This is a genomic window from Arthrobacter sp. JDC6 (assembly GCF_056484025.1).
The window spans coordinates 3966689-3980417 of sequence record NZ_CM151278.1 but is presented as its reverse complement, the minus strand read 5'-3'; the positions used below and the strand labels follow the sequence as shown (position 1 = coordinate 3980417).

17 protein-coding genes are annotated in these 13729 nt (G+C 66.5%); 9 read left to right on the top strand and 8 right to left on the bottom strand.

The window, feature by feature from the left end:
* The first annotated feature begins 225 nt into the window (after positions 1-225).
* Together ACV095_RS18425 and ACV095_RS18420 are read left to right on the top strand one after the other, a co-directional pair.
* Entirely contained in the window at positions 226-363 is a 138-nt protein-coding gene (locus tag ACV095_RS18425; protein ID WP_223993586.1) for a hypothetical protein, read from the top strand.
* Positions 364-444: 81 nt separating this feature from the next.
* Complete coding sequence (locus ACV095_RS18420; RefSeq protein WP_478222448.1) at positions 445-825, top strand: hypothetical protein; 381 nt, start codon at positions 445-447, stop codon at positions 823-825.
* Positions 826-906: 81 nt separating this feature from the next.
* On the opposite strand, the gene ACV095_RS18415 is transcribed toward ACV095_RS18420, so the two are convergent.
* Together ACV095_RS18415 and ACV095_RS18410 are read right to left on the bottom strand one after the other, a co-directional pair.
* Complete coding sequence (locus tag ACV095_RS18415) at positions 907-1131, bottom strand: hypothetical protein (protein WP_018772216.1); 225 nt, start codon at positions 1129-1131, stop codon at positions 907-909.
* A gap of 97 nt (positions 1132-1228) precedes the next feature.
* Entirely contained in the window at positions 1229-1891 is a 663-nt protein-coding gene (locus ACV095_RS18410; protein ID WP_051081466.1) for a TetR/AcrR family transcriptional regulator, read from the bottom strand.
* A gap of 124 nt (positions 1892-2015) precedes the next feature.
* Between ACV095_RS18410 and ACV095_RS18405 the strand changes: the two genes are divergently transcribed.
* The 5 genes from ACV095_RS18405 to ACV095_RS18385 all read left to right on the top strand — a co-directional run bounded on the left by ACV095_RS18405 (position 2016) and on the right by ACV095_RS18385 (position 6405).
* Positions 2016-2339, top strand: a complete 324-nt coding sequence (locus ACV095_RS18405; RefSeq protein ID WP_478222447.1) for a thiamine-binding protein — start codon at positions 2016-2018, stop codon at positions 2337-2339.
* Positions 2340-2425: 86 nt separating this feature from the next.
* Positions 2426-3115, top strand: coding sequence for an O-methyltransferase (locus ACV095_RS18400; RefSeq protein ID WP_056389630.1), 690 nt, complete (start codon positions 2426-2428; stop codon positions 3113-3115).
* A gap of 55 nt (positions 3116-3170) precedes the next feature.
* A complete protein-coding gene (locus ACV095_RS18395) occupies positions 3171-4259 on the top strand; it encodes a hypothetical protein (RefSeq protein WP_478222446.1) in 1089 nt (362 codons plus the stop codon).
* A complete protein-coding gene (locus ACV095_RS18390) occupies positions 4253-5632 on the top strand; it encodes a bifunctional PIG-L family deacetylase/class I SAM-dependent methyltransferase (RefSeq protein WP_144601445.1) in 1380 nt (459 codons plus the stop codon). The genes ACV095_RS18395 and ACV095_RS18390 overlap by 7 nt, the downstream gene beginning before the upstream one ends.
* A complete protein-coding gene (locus ACV095_RS18385; RefSeq protein ID WP_224084234.1) occupies positions 5629-6405 on the top strand; it encodes a glycosyltransferase family 2 protein in 777 nt (258 codons plus the stop codon). The genes ACV095_RS18390 and ACV095_RS18385 overlap by 4 nt, the downstream gene beginning before the upstream one ends.
* Positions 6406-6504: 99 nt before the next feature.
* Here ACV095_RS18385 and ACV095_RS18380 read toward each other — a convergent pair whose 3' ends face one another.
* The 5 genes from ACV095_RS18380 to ACV095_RS18360 form a co-directional block, all read right to left on the bottom strand.
* Positions 6505-6762, bottom strand: coding sequence for a hypothetical protein (locus ACV095_RS18380; protein WP_018772209.1), 258 nt, complete (start codon positions 6760-6762; stop codon positions 6505-6507).
* Between the two features lie 324 nt (positions 6763-7086).
* Complete coding sequence (locus ACV095_RS18375) at positions 7087-8316, bottom strand: YihY/virulence factor BrkB family protein (RefSeq protein WP_224084235.1); 1230 nt, start codon at positions 8314-8316, stop codon at positions 7087-7089.
* Between the two features lie 104 nt (positions 8317-8420).
* Positions 8421-9083 (bottom strand): DUF3618 domain-containing protein, encoded by a 663-nt coding sequence (locus tag ACV095_RS18370; protein ID WP_134164841.1) that lies wholly within the window; start codon positions 9081-9083, stop codon positions 8421-8423.
* On the bottom strand, positions 9080-9511 hold the full coding sequence (locus ACV095_RS18365) for a phage holin family protein (protein WP_478222445.1): 432 nt from the start codon (positions 9509-9511) through the stop codon (positions 9080-9082). The genes ACV095_RS18370 and ACV095_RS18365 overlap by 4 nt, the downstream gene beginning before the upstream one ends.
* Positions 9511-10500 (bottom strand): hypothetical protein, encoded by a 990-nt coding sequence (locus ACV095_RS18360; RefSeq protein WP_224084238.1) that lies wholly within the window; start codon positions 10498-10500, stop codon positions 9511-9513. The genes ACV095_RS18365 and ACV095_RS18360 overlap by 1 nt, the downstream gene beginning before the upstream one ends.
* 187 nt (positions 10501-10687) lie before the next feature.
* On the opposite strand from ACV095_RS18360, the gene ACV095_RS18355 reads away from it, so the two are divergent.
* Positions 10688-11404: a hypothetical protein gene (locus ACV095_RS18355; protein ID WP_478222444.1), complete on the top strand. Its 717-nt coding sequence runs from the start codon at positions 10688-10690 to the stop codon at positions 11402-11404.
* A gap of 56 nt (positions 11405-11460) precedes the next feature.
* Here ACV095_RS18355 and ACV095_RS18350 read toward each other — a convergent pair whose 3' ends face one another.
* A complete protein-coding gene (locus tag ACV095_RS18350) occupies positions 11461-12501 on the bottom strand; it encodes an NAD-dependent epimerase/dehydratase family protein (protein WP_478222443.1) in 1041 nt (346 codons plus the stop codon).
* A 151-nt stretch (positions 12502-12652) separates the two neighbouring features.
* On the opposite strand from ACV095_RS18350, the gene ACV095_RS18345 reads away from it, so the two are divergent.
* Positions 12653-13600 (top strand): sigma-70 family RNA polymerase sigma factor, encoded by a 948-nt coding sequence (locus ACV095_RS18345; RefSeq protein WP_224084240.1) that lies wholly within the window; start codon positions 12653-12655, stop codon positions 13598-13600.
* Positions 13601-13729 lie beyond the last annotated feature (129 nt).

The following is a 13729-nucleotide window of genomic DNA, read 5'->3' as shown; positions in this document are numbered from 1 at the left end:
GCGTCTGCATAAATTAGTGATGGGGGTCACTTCCCCGGCGCGGCGGCGGCTGTACTATGAAATCGGCTTATGCAGTTGGCCATGGCATTCCTACGAACGGCGACCATGGAAAATCAGCTGTATCCCGCAGGCGGCTTGGCGGGCAGACCCCGCCACAAGGACGCCCGACGGCGGGCGGGCCTCCCAGCCAAACGCTTCTTCAGGCGCTTTTCCCGCCTTTCGGACGTGCCGGAAGAGGACCTGGAAATTCTCGCCCAAAGGCTCCGGGAGGCATTCGACCTGGACCCGTCGTCGTCCGTTCCAGCGCTGCAGGCCCTGGTGCGTCAGGAACTCCGCAAGCGGGCAGACGCGGGCAACGCCTAGCGGGCCAGCATCGCGGGGCCAGGTGTGGTGGACTGGAGGAGATGCAGCCCACACCAGGCGGCCACCAAAGGAGGAATCGAGATGGACGAACAGTCACGGCCTGATAAGCCGCAGGACGGCCAGGGCACAGAGGACACCGAAGGGAAGGCTGGGGGAGCGCGCAGCGCCGGAATTCCTGCCGCTGAGCAAACCGGCAAGCTGCGGCCCGCCTACCTGGACCCACGCGGCTCCGAGGCAACGCGTGAATTACGGGACACTGCACGGCGGCGCCGGGATGCCGAGGAGAAACTCCAGCAGCACCTGATGGAGGCGAAGCACCACATCCCCAACGAGTTCCATGAGCACCATGACCACGAACCCCAGTCACACGGGCATCCTGAGCCAGGACAGCCATCAGAACAGCCCCGGCCCGGCACCCAAGGCGGAGAAACCGGCACTGGAGAAAACGGGGAAAATCCCTGACGGAACGCTCCCGATACCGGGGAAACACTCCTGACAGCCGGGCAGCGCCGGCCGGCTGTCAGGGGCTCGATACAGCGGTAGCTACGCCACGCCGTGGGCTGCGCCGTCGGGCGAGACCGACCTGCGGCAGCTTTCTTCCACGCCCATCTCGTACCACACCTGCGCGCCGAACTCGGGCTCGGGGGTATCAAGGTTTTGGTACAGGGCGTCAAGCAATTCGACGAGTTCCGCGGTTGTCAGCGCAGGGAGGACTTCTTCCGGCCCACGGGCGTCAGTGAGGTAGTGGAAGAGTTTTGATCTGGTCATCGCAGCGCGGCGGTTGCAGGGTGGATACGCAGGAAAAGTTCCATGGGTCGCTCCATCTCGGACTATTCGAGGCTGGCTGCCTAACCCCGCTCTGAGTTTATTGCACGTGTTGTGTGCCGACAATGGTGCCCCCGGGGATGCCGGGTACTGCGGCAGCAGGGACGGGCACCAGCACGGGAAGCGGGCGTGGCGGGCGGACCGTACGGATGGCGTCCTCGACCAGTGCCAGCGGACGGCGCCATGCATCGGAGCCCGGCTCCATGGTGTCGACAACGCCGATCAGCATGGCCAGCAGCCGGAACATGTCCGTCATGGTGATGTCCGTGCGCAGGCTTCCCTGGCCTTGCCCGCGCACCAAAAGGATGCTGATCGACTCCATGAGGGACCCGGTAATGCCGGTGAGGAGTTCGCGCCGGCCCGCCACAGCGCACAGCAGGTTGGCGTCGTCGCTTGCCGCAGCCATCAGGGCCTCGAGCACGCGCAGCAGCCCGGCAGCGGCATCGATATCGGCCAGGGCGCCGTCCATGACGGGATCCACGGTAAGCCGGAGCTGCCGGTTCAGTGCCGCCAGGACCAGTTCTTCCTTGTCCGCGAAGTTGCGGAACAGGGTTGCGGGGCCAACGCCCGCGGTGGATGCGATGGTTTGGAGCGGTACTTCCGGGCCGAACTCCCGGAAGCACTGGCGCGCCGCCGTGATGATTTTGTCCACGTTCCGCGCTGCGTCTGCGCGGAGGGGCTTACGGGCGACTGCGAGGCTCATGCCCAAAAGGGTAGCAACGGAGTCTTCGGCCACCATGGTTACTCCGGGGTAGGAGCTTATGTGACGGCGCGCTCCCGCGTTTGGGCCTGCGGCAGTCCGGGGACCGCGTGCGAAACTTGGAGGCATGTTGCTTGCATTTTCTGTTGCTCCGTCAGGCGTTCCCAGCGAAGGTTCCCGGCCAAACGATGCGTCCGTGCACGACGCCGTTGCAGCCGCCGTGAAGATCGTCCGGGAATCCGGGCTGCCCAACCAGACCGATTCCATGTTCACCACCATTGAGGGTGAGTGGGATGAAGTGTTCGACGTCGTAAAGCGCGCCACCGAGGCGGTCGGACGCTACGGCAGCCGCGTCTCACTGGTGATCAAGGCCGACATCAGGCCCGGTTACAGCGGCGAGTTGACGGCAAAGGTGGACCGCCTCGAAAACGCCATGGCCCAGGAGTCCTAAGCCTGTCCTGAGCCTCCGCGCCGGGGCTGGCGTGGGCCCGGCTAAAGTGTCTGGACCGCCGGAACGCCGCGTGCCAAACTGTGCCCATGTTCGAGCACAAACCCCGGCCGGAATGGATTGCCACCGAGGAGTTCCTGTCCCGCACTGTGGTGCATCCGGACGAGGCGGTCCAGCAGGCCATCCGCACTGCGGCTGACGCCGGCATGCCGGCCATTGAGGTGGCGCCAAACGCCGGGAAGCTCCTGAAGCTCCTGGTCCAGTTGTCCGGCGCCCACCGCATCCTGGAGATCGGGACCCTGGCGGGTTACAGCACCATCTGGATGGGCCGCGGCCTTCCCCACCACGGCAAGCTCGTCACCTGCGAATACCTGCCGCAGCATGCAGAAGTGGCGTGGGCCAACATCGACGCCGCCGGCCTGGGTGAAAGGGTGGAAATCCGGCTGGGCCCCGCGCTGGAAACCCTGGCTGCCCTCGAGGAAGAGGACAGGGAGCCGTTCGACTTCATCTTCATCGACGCCGATAAGCAAAACAACAGCCGCTACCTCGACTGGGCCGTCAAGCTGGGCAGGCCGGGTGCGGTGGTGGTCCTGGACAACACGATCTGGGAAGGGGCCGTCCTGGACCCGGACATGGACCCGGTCAACGCGCCAGGAATCATCGACGCACTCCGGCTGCTCGGCAACCACCCGCGCCTGGACGCCACTGTCATCCAGACAGTGGGTTCCAAGGGGTGGGACGGGTTCGCGCTGGCGCGCATCCTCCCGCAAAAACAGTAAGTAAGCTGTGGAGATGCGTCCGGCGCAGTGCCGGGCATCGTAGAGGGAGGGCTTTTTGCACGCGGCACCTGCTCCTGTACTCCTGGACTCCACGCCCGCAGATTTTTCGCCATGGGTTCCGCTGGTCGAATCCGTCGCCGCCGCAACGGGTGACGTCCCTGCCCTGCTGGCCCTTGCCGTCGAGGCCGGGCGGACGTGGCCGCTGCCCGGTGAGGGGCGGACCGCCGTGTTGTGGGAACTCCTGGCTTCCGTGGCTGCCACCGATGTGGCCGCGGCCCGGGTGCTTGAGCCGCACCTCGACGCCGTCGCCATTCTTGCCCAGGCTGCCCACGCAGCTGAGCCCGGACACCCGTTCCCGGACGGGAGCAGCGATGCCGCTTGGGGCGTCTTCGCCGCAGAGGCACCGGGTGCCCGGCTCGAAGCGCATTCCGCAGGTGCCGGCACCACCCTCAGCGGGTCCAAGCCGTGGTGTTCCCTCGCCGCGGCCCTGGACTGCGCGGTGGTCACCGCCCACACGGACGACGGCGGCAGGGCGGCCTTCGCGGTCAATCTTCGCCATCCCGGCGTGGCATGTGAGGAACCGGAGTGGATCGCGCGCGGGCTCCAGGAAATCCCCAGCGGAACAGTTCACTTCGACCAGGTCCCGGCGAGCCCCCTGGGTGGTACCGGCTGGTACCACAGCCGGCCTGGCTTCGCCTGGGGCGGGATAGGCGTGGCTGCCTGCTGGCTGGGGGGAGCAGTGGGCGTGGCACGGGACTTCCGCAACGGTTTGCTGGCAGGGGCCGAAGCGGGGCGGGAGCCCGACCAGGTGGCACTTGCGGCGCTCGGAGAGGTGGACCGCACGCTCTCGGCTGCCCTGCAGTATCTTGCCCGGACCGCAGCGGGCATCGATGCCGGCACCCTCGGCTCCGCCGGGAACCACAGCGCGTGGAGCGAAGCCCAGCGGGTCCGCGGAACTGTTGCGGCCGCCGTCGAACGCGTCCTTTCCCTGGTGGCTTCCAACCGTGGTCCAGGTCCGCTTGCCTTTGACGGGCCGTACGCCAAGAGGATGGCCGACCTGGCACTCTACGTCCGGCAGCATCACGGGGCACGGGATGATGCCCAATTGGGCCGGCTTGCGCTCAAGGGGGACTGCCCGTGGTGACCTTTTCGCACGCTGACCAGGGAACCGGCGAGGCCGCCTGGGCCGTGAGCGGCCTGGACGCAGCACCCGAGCTGCCGCTTGACCCCGCCGAACTGGCCGGCATGCGCTTCGTGGTCCTGGCGGCGCATCCGGATGACGAGACACTGGGGGCCGGTGGGCTGATGGCGTCCCTGGCGGCACTGGGAGCCGAGGTGGAAGTCCTGCTGTGCACGGCAGGGGAGGGGTCACACCCGGATTCGCCCACCACCTCCCCGGAACAGCTGGCCCACACCCGGCTGGCTGAATTCTCAGCGGCCCTGGCCGCACTGGGCCTGGCGGACCGCTGGGCATTCCTCGGGCTGCCGGACCGCGGACTTGGAGAGCATGCCGGAACCATCGCCAAGGCTGTCCGGGAGGCCGCCCGCCGGCTTCCCGGTGATCCCGACCGGCTGGCCCTCGTGGCACCGTACCGGGCCGACGGGCATGGTGACCACGATGCGCTCGGTGCGGCGGCGGCAGAAGTTGCGCGGCAGGACGGCCACGCGCTGCTGGAATACCCCATCTGGTTTTGGCACTGGGCCGCACCCCAGGTGCCGGAATGGCGGTCATGGCTGCGATTCCACCTGGATGAACCGGCCCGGGCGGCTAAAAGGCGGGCCATGGCGGAGCACGCAACACAGGTGCAGCCCCTGTCTCCGCTTCCCGGCGACGAAACACTCCTCAGCGGGCAATTCCTGGCGCACTTCTCACGCCCCTTTGAGGTCTTCGCCTGGACGCCGGCGCCCACTGCATCCGCGCAGGCGCATTCTAGCGATGACGCGGAACTGGTCTTCGACGGCGTGCATGGTGGCTCCACGGATCCCTGGAACTACACCGGGAGCTGGTACGAGCGGCGCAAGCGGGCGCTCACCCTTGCTGCCCTCCCGGAGGAATCCTATGAAAGCGGCCTGGAAGTGGGCTGCTCCATCGGGACGTTGACAGCCGGGTTGGCTGCCCGGTGCCGCAAGATGTTGGCGGTGGATGCCAGTGGAACCGCGGTCCACCGGGCCAGGCAGCACCTTGCAGGCTGCCCCGGGGTCCGGGTTGAACACTGCGTCGTTCCCGGGGCATGGCCCGGCGGAACTTTTGACCTTGTGGTGGTTTCGGAGGTTGGTTACTACCTGTCCGCGGGTGAGCTGGGCCAACTGTGGGACCGGATCGAAGCGTCCCTGAACCCGGGCGGAACCCTGCTCCTGTGCCACTGGCGGCATCCCATTGCAGGCTGGGAACTCGACGGCGACACCGTCCACGCGATGGCCCGGCAGCGTCTGGGCTGGCGGACCGCAGGACTGTACCAGGAACGGGACTTCGTATTGGAACTCATGGTGGCCCCCGGCCACAAAGCGTCGGCATGACGGTCACGGCTTCAGGGGGAAGCGGCGCTGCCAACAGCATCCGGCAAGTTGCGGTGGTGATTCCCGCGCACAACGAGGAGCAGCACCTTAAGCGTGCGCTGACCGCAGCCCGTGCCGCGGCAGACCGGGCCGAGTCGGAACTTACCGGCGTACGCGTGCAGGTGGTGGTTGTCCTGGACAGCTGCACGGATGGCTCCGCTGCGGTGGCGGCGGTCTTTGCTGCTGAGGACCCGCGGTACATGGTCCTGCCGGTGGACTTCCGGAGCGTGGGCAAGAGCAGGCAGGCAGGGGCCGAAGCCGCGCTGGAGAACGCAACCAGGCGTTCTCCTGCGGGTGGATCCACGGCAGGTTCTTCGCTGCGGCACGTTTGGCTGGCCAACACGGATGCCGATTCCTGCGTTCCGGAAAACTGGCTGGTGCGCCAACTGGAATTGGCCGCCGGGGGTGCCGACGTCGTCCTTGGATCTGTGGAGCCTGATGGCCACGGCATGCCCCACCACCTCGCTGCCCGATGGCATGCCCGGCATGTTCCAACGGAGAACCACCCCCACGTGTACGGTGCCAACCTTGGGGTGCGTGCCTCGTCCTACCTTGCGGCAGGCGGGTTTCCCGGGGTTGATTTCGATGAGGACCGGGCTCTGGTGGACCGGCTTCGCGGCAGCGGGGCGAGCATGGTTGCCACGGACACAACCCGGGTTCTCACCTCCGGAAGGACTGTGGGGCGGGCGCCGCGGGGGTTTGCCGCCTACCTCCTGGCGCTGGCCCAGCCATAGCCGGGACCCTCAACGGCGGGGCAGCATGGGATGCAGAAAGGGCTGCTGCCTTCCGGCAACAGCCCTTTACGGTGCGGACGCAGGTTCCGCGTGCAGGCCTTATACCAAGTCCGGAGCGCTGGCTACGATGTAGTCCGCCGCGGCGGGTCCGGTCATGGAAAGGTTGTTGCTGTCCGGGTTGATCCCGGCATCGTGCATGGCTTCCCAAAGCGCAGCCGGCGGCTGCAGTTCAGCTTTGTGCAGGAGGCACCAGCTGGTGTAGAGGCCGTACAGCTCGTCGCGTCCCAGGCCCAGGCCTGGCTCCCTGTCCGCGACAACTGCTTCGGAAAGAAACTGTTCAAAATGGGTAGCAGGCATGTCCGCTCATAAGGGTTGACCGTGGTGCCGCCGTCTGCTTCAGCGGACCTGCCGGTCTCCAAAGGATCCCGGCGAGGTATTCAAGAAAGTATTGCAGTTCACTGCGCTTTGTCCAGTCAGGGCCTGACCGCCGGGGGGAGGCTGAGGGGGCCGACGGCGACTGGGGGGACTGGCCTCGGTCTCAGAAGAGGCCATCTCACCGCCGGCCCCGCATTGCCCCGGGCCGCATGCCACCCGGGAAACCTCAACAGGACCTCCAAGATGAATTTTCCTCCATCTTGAAGGTCCTGCCTAGTCCCTCTTCCGGTAGCCGGAGCGCGCCCGCTACGCCTTCCCGCTTGGCCGGCCGCCGTCGTCGGACTCCCCGTTGCCAGCGCGGTGCTGTACCTTCTCGCGGACCCTGTCGCGGTGCCGCTCACCGTGGTGGCCGCCGTCCTGGCCATTGCCGGCAGGCTGCCCGTCCTGGCTGTCGGCGGAGCCGTTACCGCCGTTCTCCGAGGAGTACTTCTCCCGGAGTTCGCGGCCGTGCTTGATGTCTTCCTCGATCTGCTGCTGCATCTTTTCGCTCTTTTTGGTATCCCGCGGGGGCAACTGGATGGTCTCCTCCGCCTTGATGCCGGCCTGGAGCTGGCGCCCCCGCTCGACTTCGGCGTCGAACTCAGCACCGAAGAGCAGGGACATGTTCAGGATCCAGAGCCAGAGCAGCATGATGATCACGCTGCCCAAGGCGCCGTAGGTCTTGTTGTAGTTGCCGAAGTTACCCACGTAGAAGCCGAAGCCCAGGGAGGCGATCAGGAACACGACCAGCGCGATTCCGGAGCCCATGCTCATCCAGCGGAACTTGGGCTGCTTGACGTTGGGCGTGGCGTAGTAGAGGACAGCAATGATGGCGATGATCAGGACGATCATGACGGGCCACTTGGCGATGTTCCAGACCATGAGGAACGGGCCGCTGAGGCCGATGAGCCCGCCCACGGCCTCGGAGACCGGCCCGCTGAGGACCAGCATGCCGGCCAACAGTGCCACGATGACCACGGCCAGGAGGGTGACGGCCAGCATGGTGCCACGGAGCTTCACGAAGGCGCGCCCTTCATCCACCTCGTAAACCCGGTTCATCGCCCGCCCAAAGGCCCCAACATAGCCGGATGCCGACCACAGGGCGGTGGCAAGGCCGATCACCAGGGTGAGCCCGGCCGCCGGGGCACTCGTCAGTTCCGAGACGGGACCGCTGATCGTATTGACGGTCTCGGCAGGAGCGAAGCCGCGCACGATTTCCAGCAAGGCATTAGTGGTCTTCTGGGGATCGCCAAAGAGGCCAAGAAGTGAGACCAGTGCCAGCAGGGCGGGGAACAGCGACAGGACCGCGTAGTAGGTCAGGGCTGCTGCCAGGTCGGGGCACTGGTCCTTGCTGAACTCCCGGAGGGTCTTCCTGGTGATGTATTTCCAGGACGGTTTGTCCAGGTCCCTCGGGCTGGTGGGTTTCCTTGCGTCGTTTGGATCCGGAGCCTGGCCCGCCTTGGCGGTACTGGTCTCGGAATCGTCGTGAGTGGCCATGGGGTGTCCTCTCAATCAGGGGCGAAACGAACAGGCCGGCCCGCGGAGTGGCGGTGCCGGCCTGCCGAACGAAACTATTGCCTTACGGTGCGGTGCTGGACTGATCAGGTGTTTTGGACGTGGTCTTTGGCGTCGGTGGCGCGGTCTTTGACGTCGGTGGCGGCTTGTTGGCCTTCGAGTTTGACGTTTTGGGCGGCGTCGGTGGCGGTGGCCTTGACGTTTTCCATGGCTTCCTGGGCTGGTTCCTTGAGGTCCTGGGCCATGGTTTTGGCGGCGTCGGTGACCTGGGTTGCCAGGGGCTGGGCTGCGGTTTTGAGCTGGTCCGCGGCTTCGCGTTCCTTCTGGCTTGCCGGGATCAGCGAGGAGACCAGGAGTCCGGCGCCGAAGGCGATCAGGCCGGCGGCGAGTGGGTTGCCGGCGGTTTTGGCTTTGACCTGGTCCGGGGCGGCGGAGACGGCGTGGCCGGCGTCGCTGAGTTTGGTCGAGACGGTGTCGCCTGCCTGGTGGAGGCTGTCGCCGGCGGTGTGCATGGCGTTGGTGGTGTGCCCGGCGCCGGTGGCGGTGGTGTCGTGGACCCTGGTGGTGGCGTTGTCTGCGGCGCCCATGATTTTCTCCTTGACGCCGGTGACGGCGTCTTTGACCTTGTCGGTTTGGCGGTGGACGATGTTGGACGGGGTGACCTTGTCTGCCACGGCGTCCACGTTGGTGCCCAGGCGTGCCCGGGTGGCTTCTATGTCTGCGCGGATGACGTCAGGGTTTTCGCTCATCGGTTTACCTCACCTGGTTTTAGGGTTGGGGGAATTTCTGAGAGGGTTTCCCCGGTTTGGGGCAGGCCTTTGATCTGCTTGAGTTCCTTGCGGCCGGTGGAGGCCAGGACGGCGGCGATGATGGCCCAGATGACGGCGACGATCAGTGCGGACCAGCCCAGGGGCATGATGGCGCCCAGGGCCCACATCAGGGCCAGGGAGAGGAAGAGCAGGACGAAGTGTCCGCCGACGCCGGCGCCGGCGAGCATGCCGGCGCCTTTCCCTGCGCGGGAGGTGGATTGTTTGAGTTCGGCCTTGGCCAGTTCCACTTCCTGGCGCATCAGGGTGGACAGGTCCCGGGTTACGTCGCCCAGCAGCTCGCCCAGGGACGCGTTGTCCGCTTTCACATGCGCCGCACTCGGCGGCATTTCCGGAATCTGGCTACTCATTACAGGCCACCCGTCTGGCCGCCCCGGCTGCGGTCCTGCGTGAGGGGGTCGTTTGCCATGGGATCGTCGGCGAGTGCGCGGTCACGCAGCGGATCGTCCGAGAGCTGGTTTCCGGACCACGGTTCTTCCACCAGCTGCGGGCTGTCCAGGCCGCTGGCCGGCCCCGCTGCCTCCGGATAGCTGCTGCCCGGTGCACCGCCGTCGTAACCGGCCGTAGTGGTGGCCGGGCCGGGGAGCTGGACCGGAGGCGGAGGAACGGTCCCGCCGGCAACGGGGCTTGTCTGGTTGTACTGGCCACCGTAGGGGGTGCCGGAGTACTGGCCGGACAGGCCGGATGTCCTGGTGCCGGCAGAAGTGGATGAAGTGTCTGGCGCGCCTGCGGTGAGGCCGCGGGTGAGGCGTCCGGCAAGGACACCGGCGCCGGCGGCGAGGAGCAGGAACGTGCCGGGATTGTTGCGGGCGAACCGCTGGACCTCGTTCAGGAGGTCACCGGGTTCCCGGTTCTCCAGCCAGGACGCGATGGAAGACGTCCGCTCGGCTGCCTGCCGGACAAGGTCGCTGGCCATGCCCTGCTGGTCCGGGGCGCTGGCCATGCTGTGCAGCTGGCTGGAAATGTTGCGGATGCCCTCGGCGGCCTTCTGCTGCTGCGTGCCGGCCTGGGTGGTCAGGCCCGACTTGGCCTGGTGGAGCAGGTCCTGGGCATTGAGCTTGGCCTCGTGGGCAACATTCGCGGCCTCGCCCTTGGCGGTCTCCGCTACATTCTGGGCGGATCCGGCAGCGGTCCGGGCCACATCGGCTGCTTCTTCCTTGGCAGCGTCTTTGCGCGAGGACGCAGAGGTGTCACCGGTGGTGGGGTAGCCGGTTCCGGCTTCGCCCGCGTATGGGCTGGCGGTTGACGGGAAGGTGGTGGCCTGCCGTTCACCGGGGATTCCTGTACTGCCCGGAGGAGTCGTGTAAGCGGGGTCCTCGGGCCATTGGTTCTCTGTCATCTTCGCTCTCTCTTTCCAAGAAGGCCGGTTGTTGATCAAGAACCAGCAATACTGGCCGTAAAATGATAAGCATGGTTACTAATAAAAAGTAAGTACCCTTGCTAAGCGAGTTATAACCGTTCCAAAAATGTCAGCCGGAATGGCGAGGGCCTGCCCGGTCACAACGAAGTGGAAAGTGGTGGGAAACATGGATACAGCTCCATGGGTTTGGGTGATAGTTGCCATCGTTGTCATTGCACTGATCGTGGTGCTCCTTTTGGCCGGCGGAAAGCGCCGGAAGGCCCTCCAGCAGAAGCGGGACCAGGAGCACCGGGAAAAGGCGGCAGAGATCCGGCGTGAAGCCGAGAACATGGAAATCGACGCCCGCGAGAGGGAAGCCAAGGCCACCCGGGCACGCGCCGACGCCGAACAGGCACAGGTCGACGCGGCGCGCCTTCGGCAGGAAGCCGAGCAGCGGGCCCATGAGGCGCAGGCCCTGCGTGGCGACGTAGCCAGCCACACCCGGAAGGCGGACGAGCTCGATCCCGACGTCGGCCGGGATGGCCGGCGGGACCAGGCGGCGGGCCCAGACGGCCGCCAGGCGGAATACGGGAATGCCGGCCATGACGGGCGTGGACCTTCCGACGCTGGTGCCGGCCGGGCTACGGGCGGGGACGCGGGATACGTGGAGGGCCGCCATGCCGACCTGCCACATGACGGCCGCGGCAGCCGCGGCACGATTGACGGCGGAAACGGGTCGGATATGCCGGCGGGCATGACTGGCGCCGAATCCGAGCGGAGGCGTCATCGCGATGAGACTGGCACCCCGGGAAATACGGGCACTTCGGAAAATCCAACTAGTTCGGAAAATCCAAACACCCCCACGGGACGTGATGCACGCGGCAGGGAAAACCCGCGTATCTAAGGCCCGCAAGCGGCCGCAGGCGGCGGCCGCAGTGGTTGAGCCCGGGGTCTTAAGCGCTAGGGCCGCCGCGGCTTGAGAGCGGGGGAAGGGCCAACGCCTTCCCCCGTTCCCATGCCCGCGAGGACTTCCTTGACGGCGTCTATTGATGACACCCGTGGTTCCCACCCCAGGATCCGTTGTGCGCGGCTGGTGTCCATGATGGGCGCGCCCGCCGCCATCTCCACCCATCCGGAATCCGTGGGCTGGATACGTGCCCGCCACGTCAAGTCCACCACGGCGTGAAGCAGCCGCATGGGGATGGGGAGGATCCTCTTGGCGCCCAGGATGCGGCCCAGTTCCTGCGGGGTCAAAACCGGCTCGGCGGCGATGTTGAAGGCTCCGCTGGCCCGCTGGTCCACCACCCGCCAGTAGGCCTCTGCCACGTCGTCCGCGTGCACGGCCTGGAAGACCAGGTTGTCCGGGACCGGCAGCAATGGAACCCAGGGTTTGCGGGGTGCGAGCTGCGAAAGAACCCTTCCCAGGAAGTACCTGCCAATTTCACTCCCTGCGTTTCCCTGGAAGATGAGGGCCGGCCGCAGCCTGGCGACCGAAATCTCCGGTTCAGCGGCGGCGAACTGGTCAAGGAGCTTTTCCTGCTCGGCTTTGTGGCGGCTGTAATGCGATCCGGCCATCCCGGTGGCGGGCCAGGACTCGTCCCTGCGCCGGTCTTTGTCCGCCTTGCTGTAGGCGCCGACGGACGAGGCGCAGACAACCTGTTTGACGCCCATCTTTCCGGCAGCGTCGAGGACATTCCTGGTGCCTGTGACATTGGTGCGGTGCAGGAGGGGCAAATCGCGGTTCGGCTGGATCTGCCACGCCAGGTGGACGACGGAATCAACCCCTTCGAGCGCCTTCTCTAGCAGCGGCCTGTCCTGTTCCAGGCCCACGTCCAGGCTGTGCCACTGCACGCCGCCGTAGGGGTCCCGGGACGTGTCAGGCACCCTCCGGCTGATGCCAACCAACTGCAGGCTCCCGGGCTTTCGGGCGACGTGGCCCTGCAGGTTGCGCAGCAGTGCTGTTCCCGCGTTTCCGCTGGCCCCGGTGATGGCAATGCGCATGCCAACGACTCCTTTGCACGCTTGGACTGGTTGCGGGCCCTTCAGGACGAGCCTACAGCGGAGAAGCATTGTTTTATAAGCAACCTTATGATTTGCTGCTTCTAAGTCTTGCCGCAGGCTTTCGGAACCAGACCGAGGGAAACCAACACTCATGCCCGAATCCTTTGCCGCATTTGCCGTGGACGCTGCCCCTGTCCGCTGCCAACAGCCCGAACCGGCACAACAACCCACTCCTCCCGCAACCTCAGGACGGCTGCGGGAAACGTTTGAAAACGAACTGGTCCTCCGGTACCTGGACCTCGCCGAGGCTTTGGCCGCCCGTTTTGAGGCCCGCGGCCGGGAGCGGGCAGACCTGAACCAGGTGGCCTACCTTGGCCTGGTCAAAGCGGCCCGCGGCTTTGACCAGGCCAAGGGCGAGAGCTTTCCGGCCTACGCCGCGCCCACCATTACGGGCGAACTCAAGAGGTATCTCCGCGACCGGACCTGGGTTGTGCGCCCGCCACGCCACATCCAGGACCTGAGGACGCGGCTGTTCCGTGCAGAGCCGGAACTGACCCAATCCCTGGGCCGGAATCCCAGCGTCGCCGAACTGGCCAGCGAATTGGGAAGCGACCCGGCTGAGGTGCAGGAGGCCATCTCGGCATCCAGCAGCATGCACCCGGACTCCCTTGACGCCGCGAACCCCAACTCGGATGCCCCGTCCATCGGCGACGTCCTGGCAAGCCCCGAGACGCCCCTGGAACGGCTTGAGGAACTCGCCTGCCTGCGGGACGCCATGCAGGACCTGGATGACTCGGACCGGGAGCTTTTGTACCGGCGCTACTTCTGTGAGGAGACGCAGGTGCAGCTGGGGAAGCGGTTGGGGATGTCCCAGATGCAGGTGTCCCGCCGTTTGGCCAAGGTGCTGGTGGAACTGCAGCGGCGCCTGGAGGACGGCGCCCAGTTCGGCGCGCCGGAGGATGCCGCCGGCAACGGGACCTCATCCCGGGTTGTGCCGGCAGGCCGGACAGCCAACCACCCCGCGCCTTTCCGCCGTGCCCGGAACGGGCACACCGGCGCAGGTGCCGGCCGCCGCTTCGGCGGTGCGGAGACCAGGTAAAGCCCGGCCTTCGACCGGACCCGCGCAGTCAACGGACGACGGCGGGTGGCGGCCGCGGAAGCACATCATCGCCGGCTGCCGGGAGGGGCTGCGAAGCGCCCCGGAGGGAGTGCCTGCAGCAACAGGCAT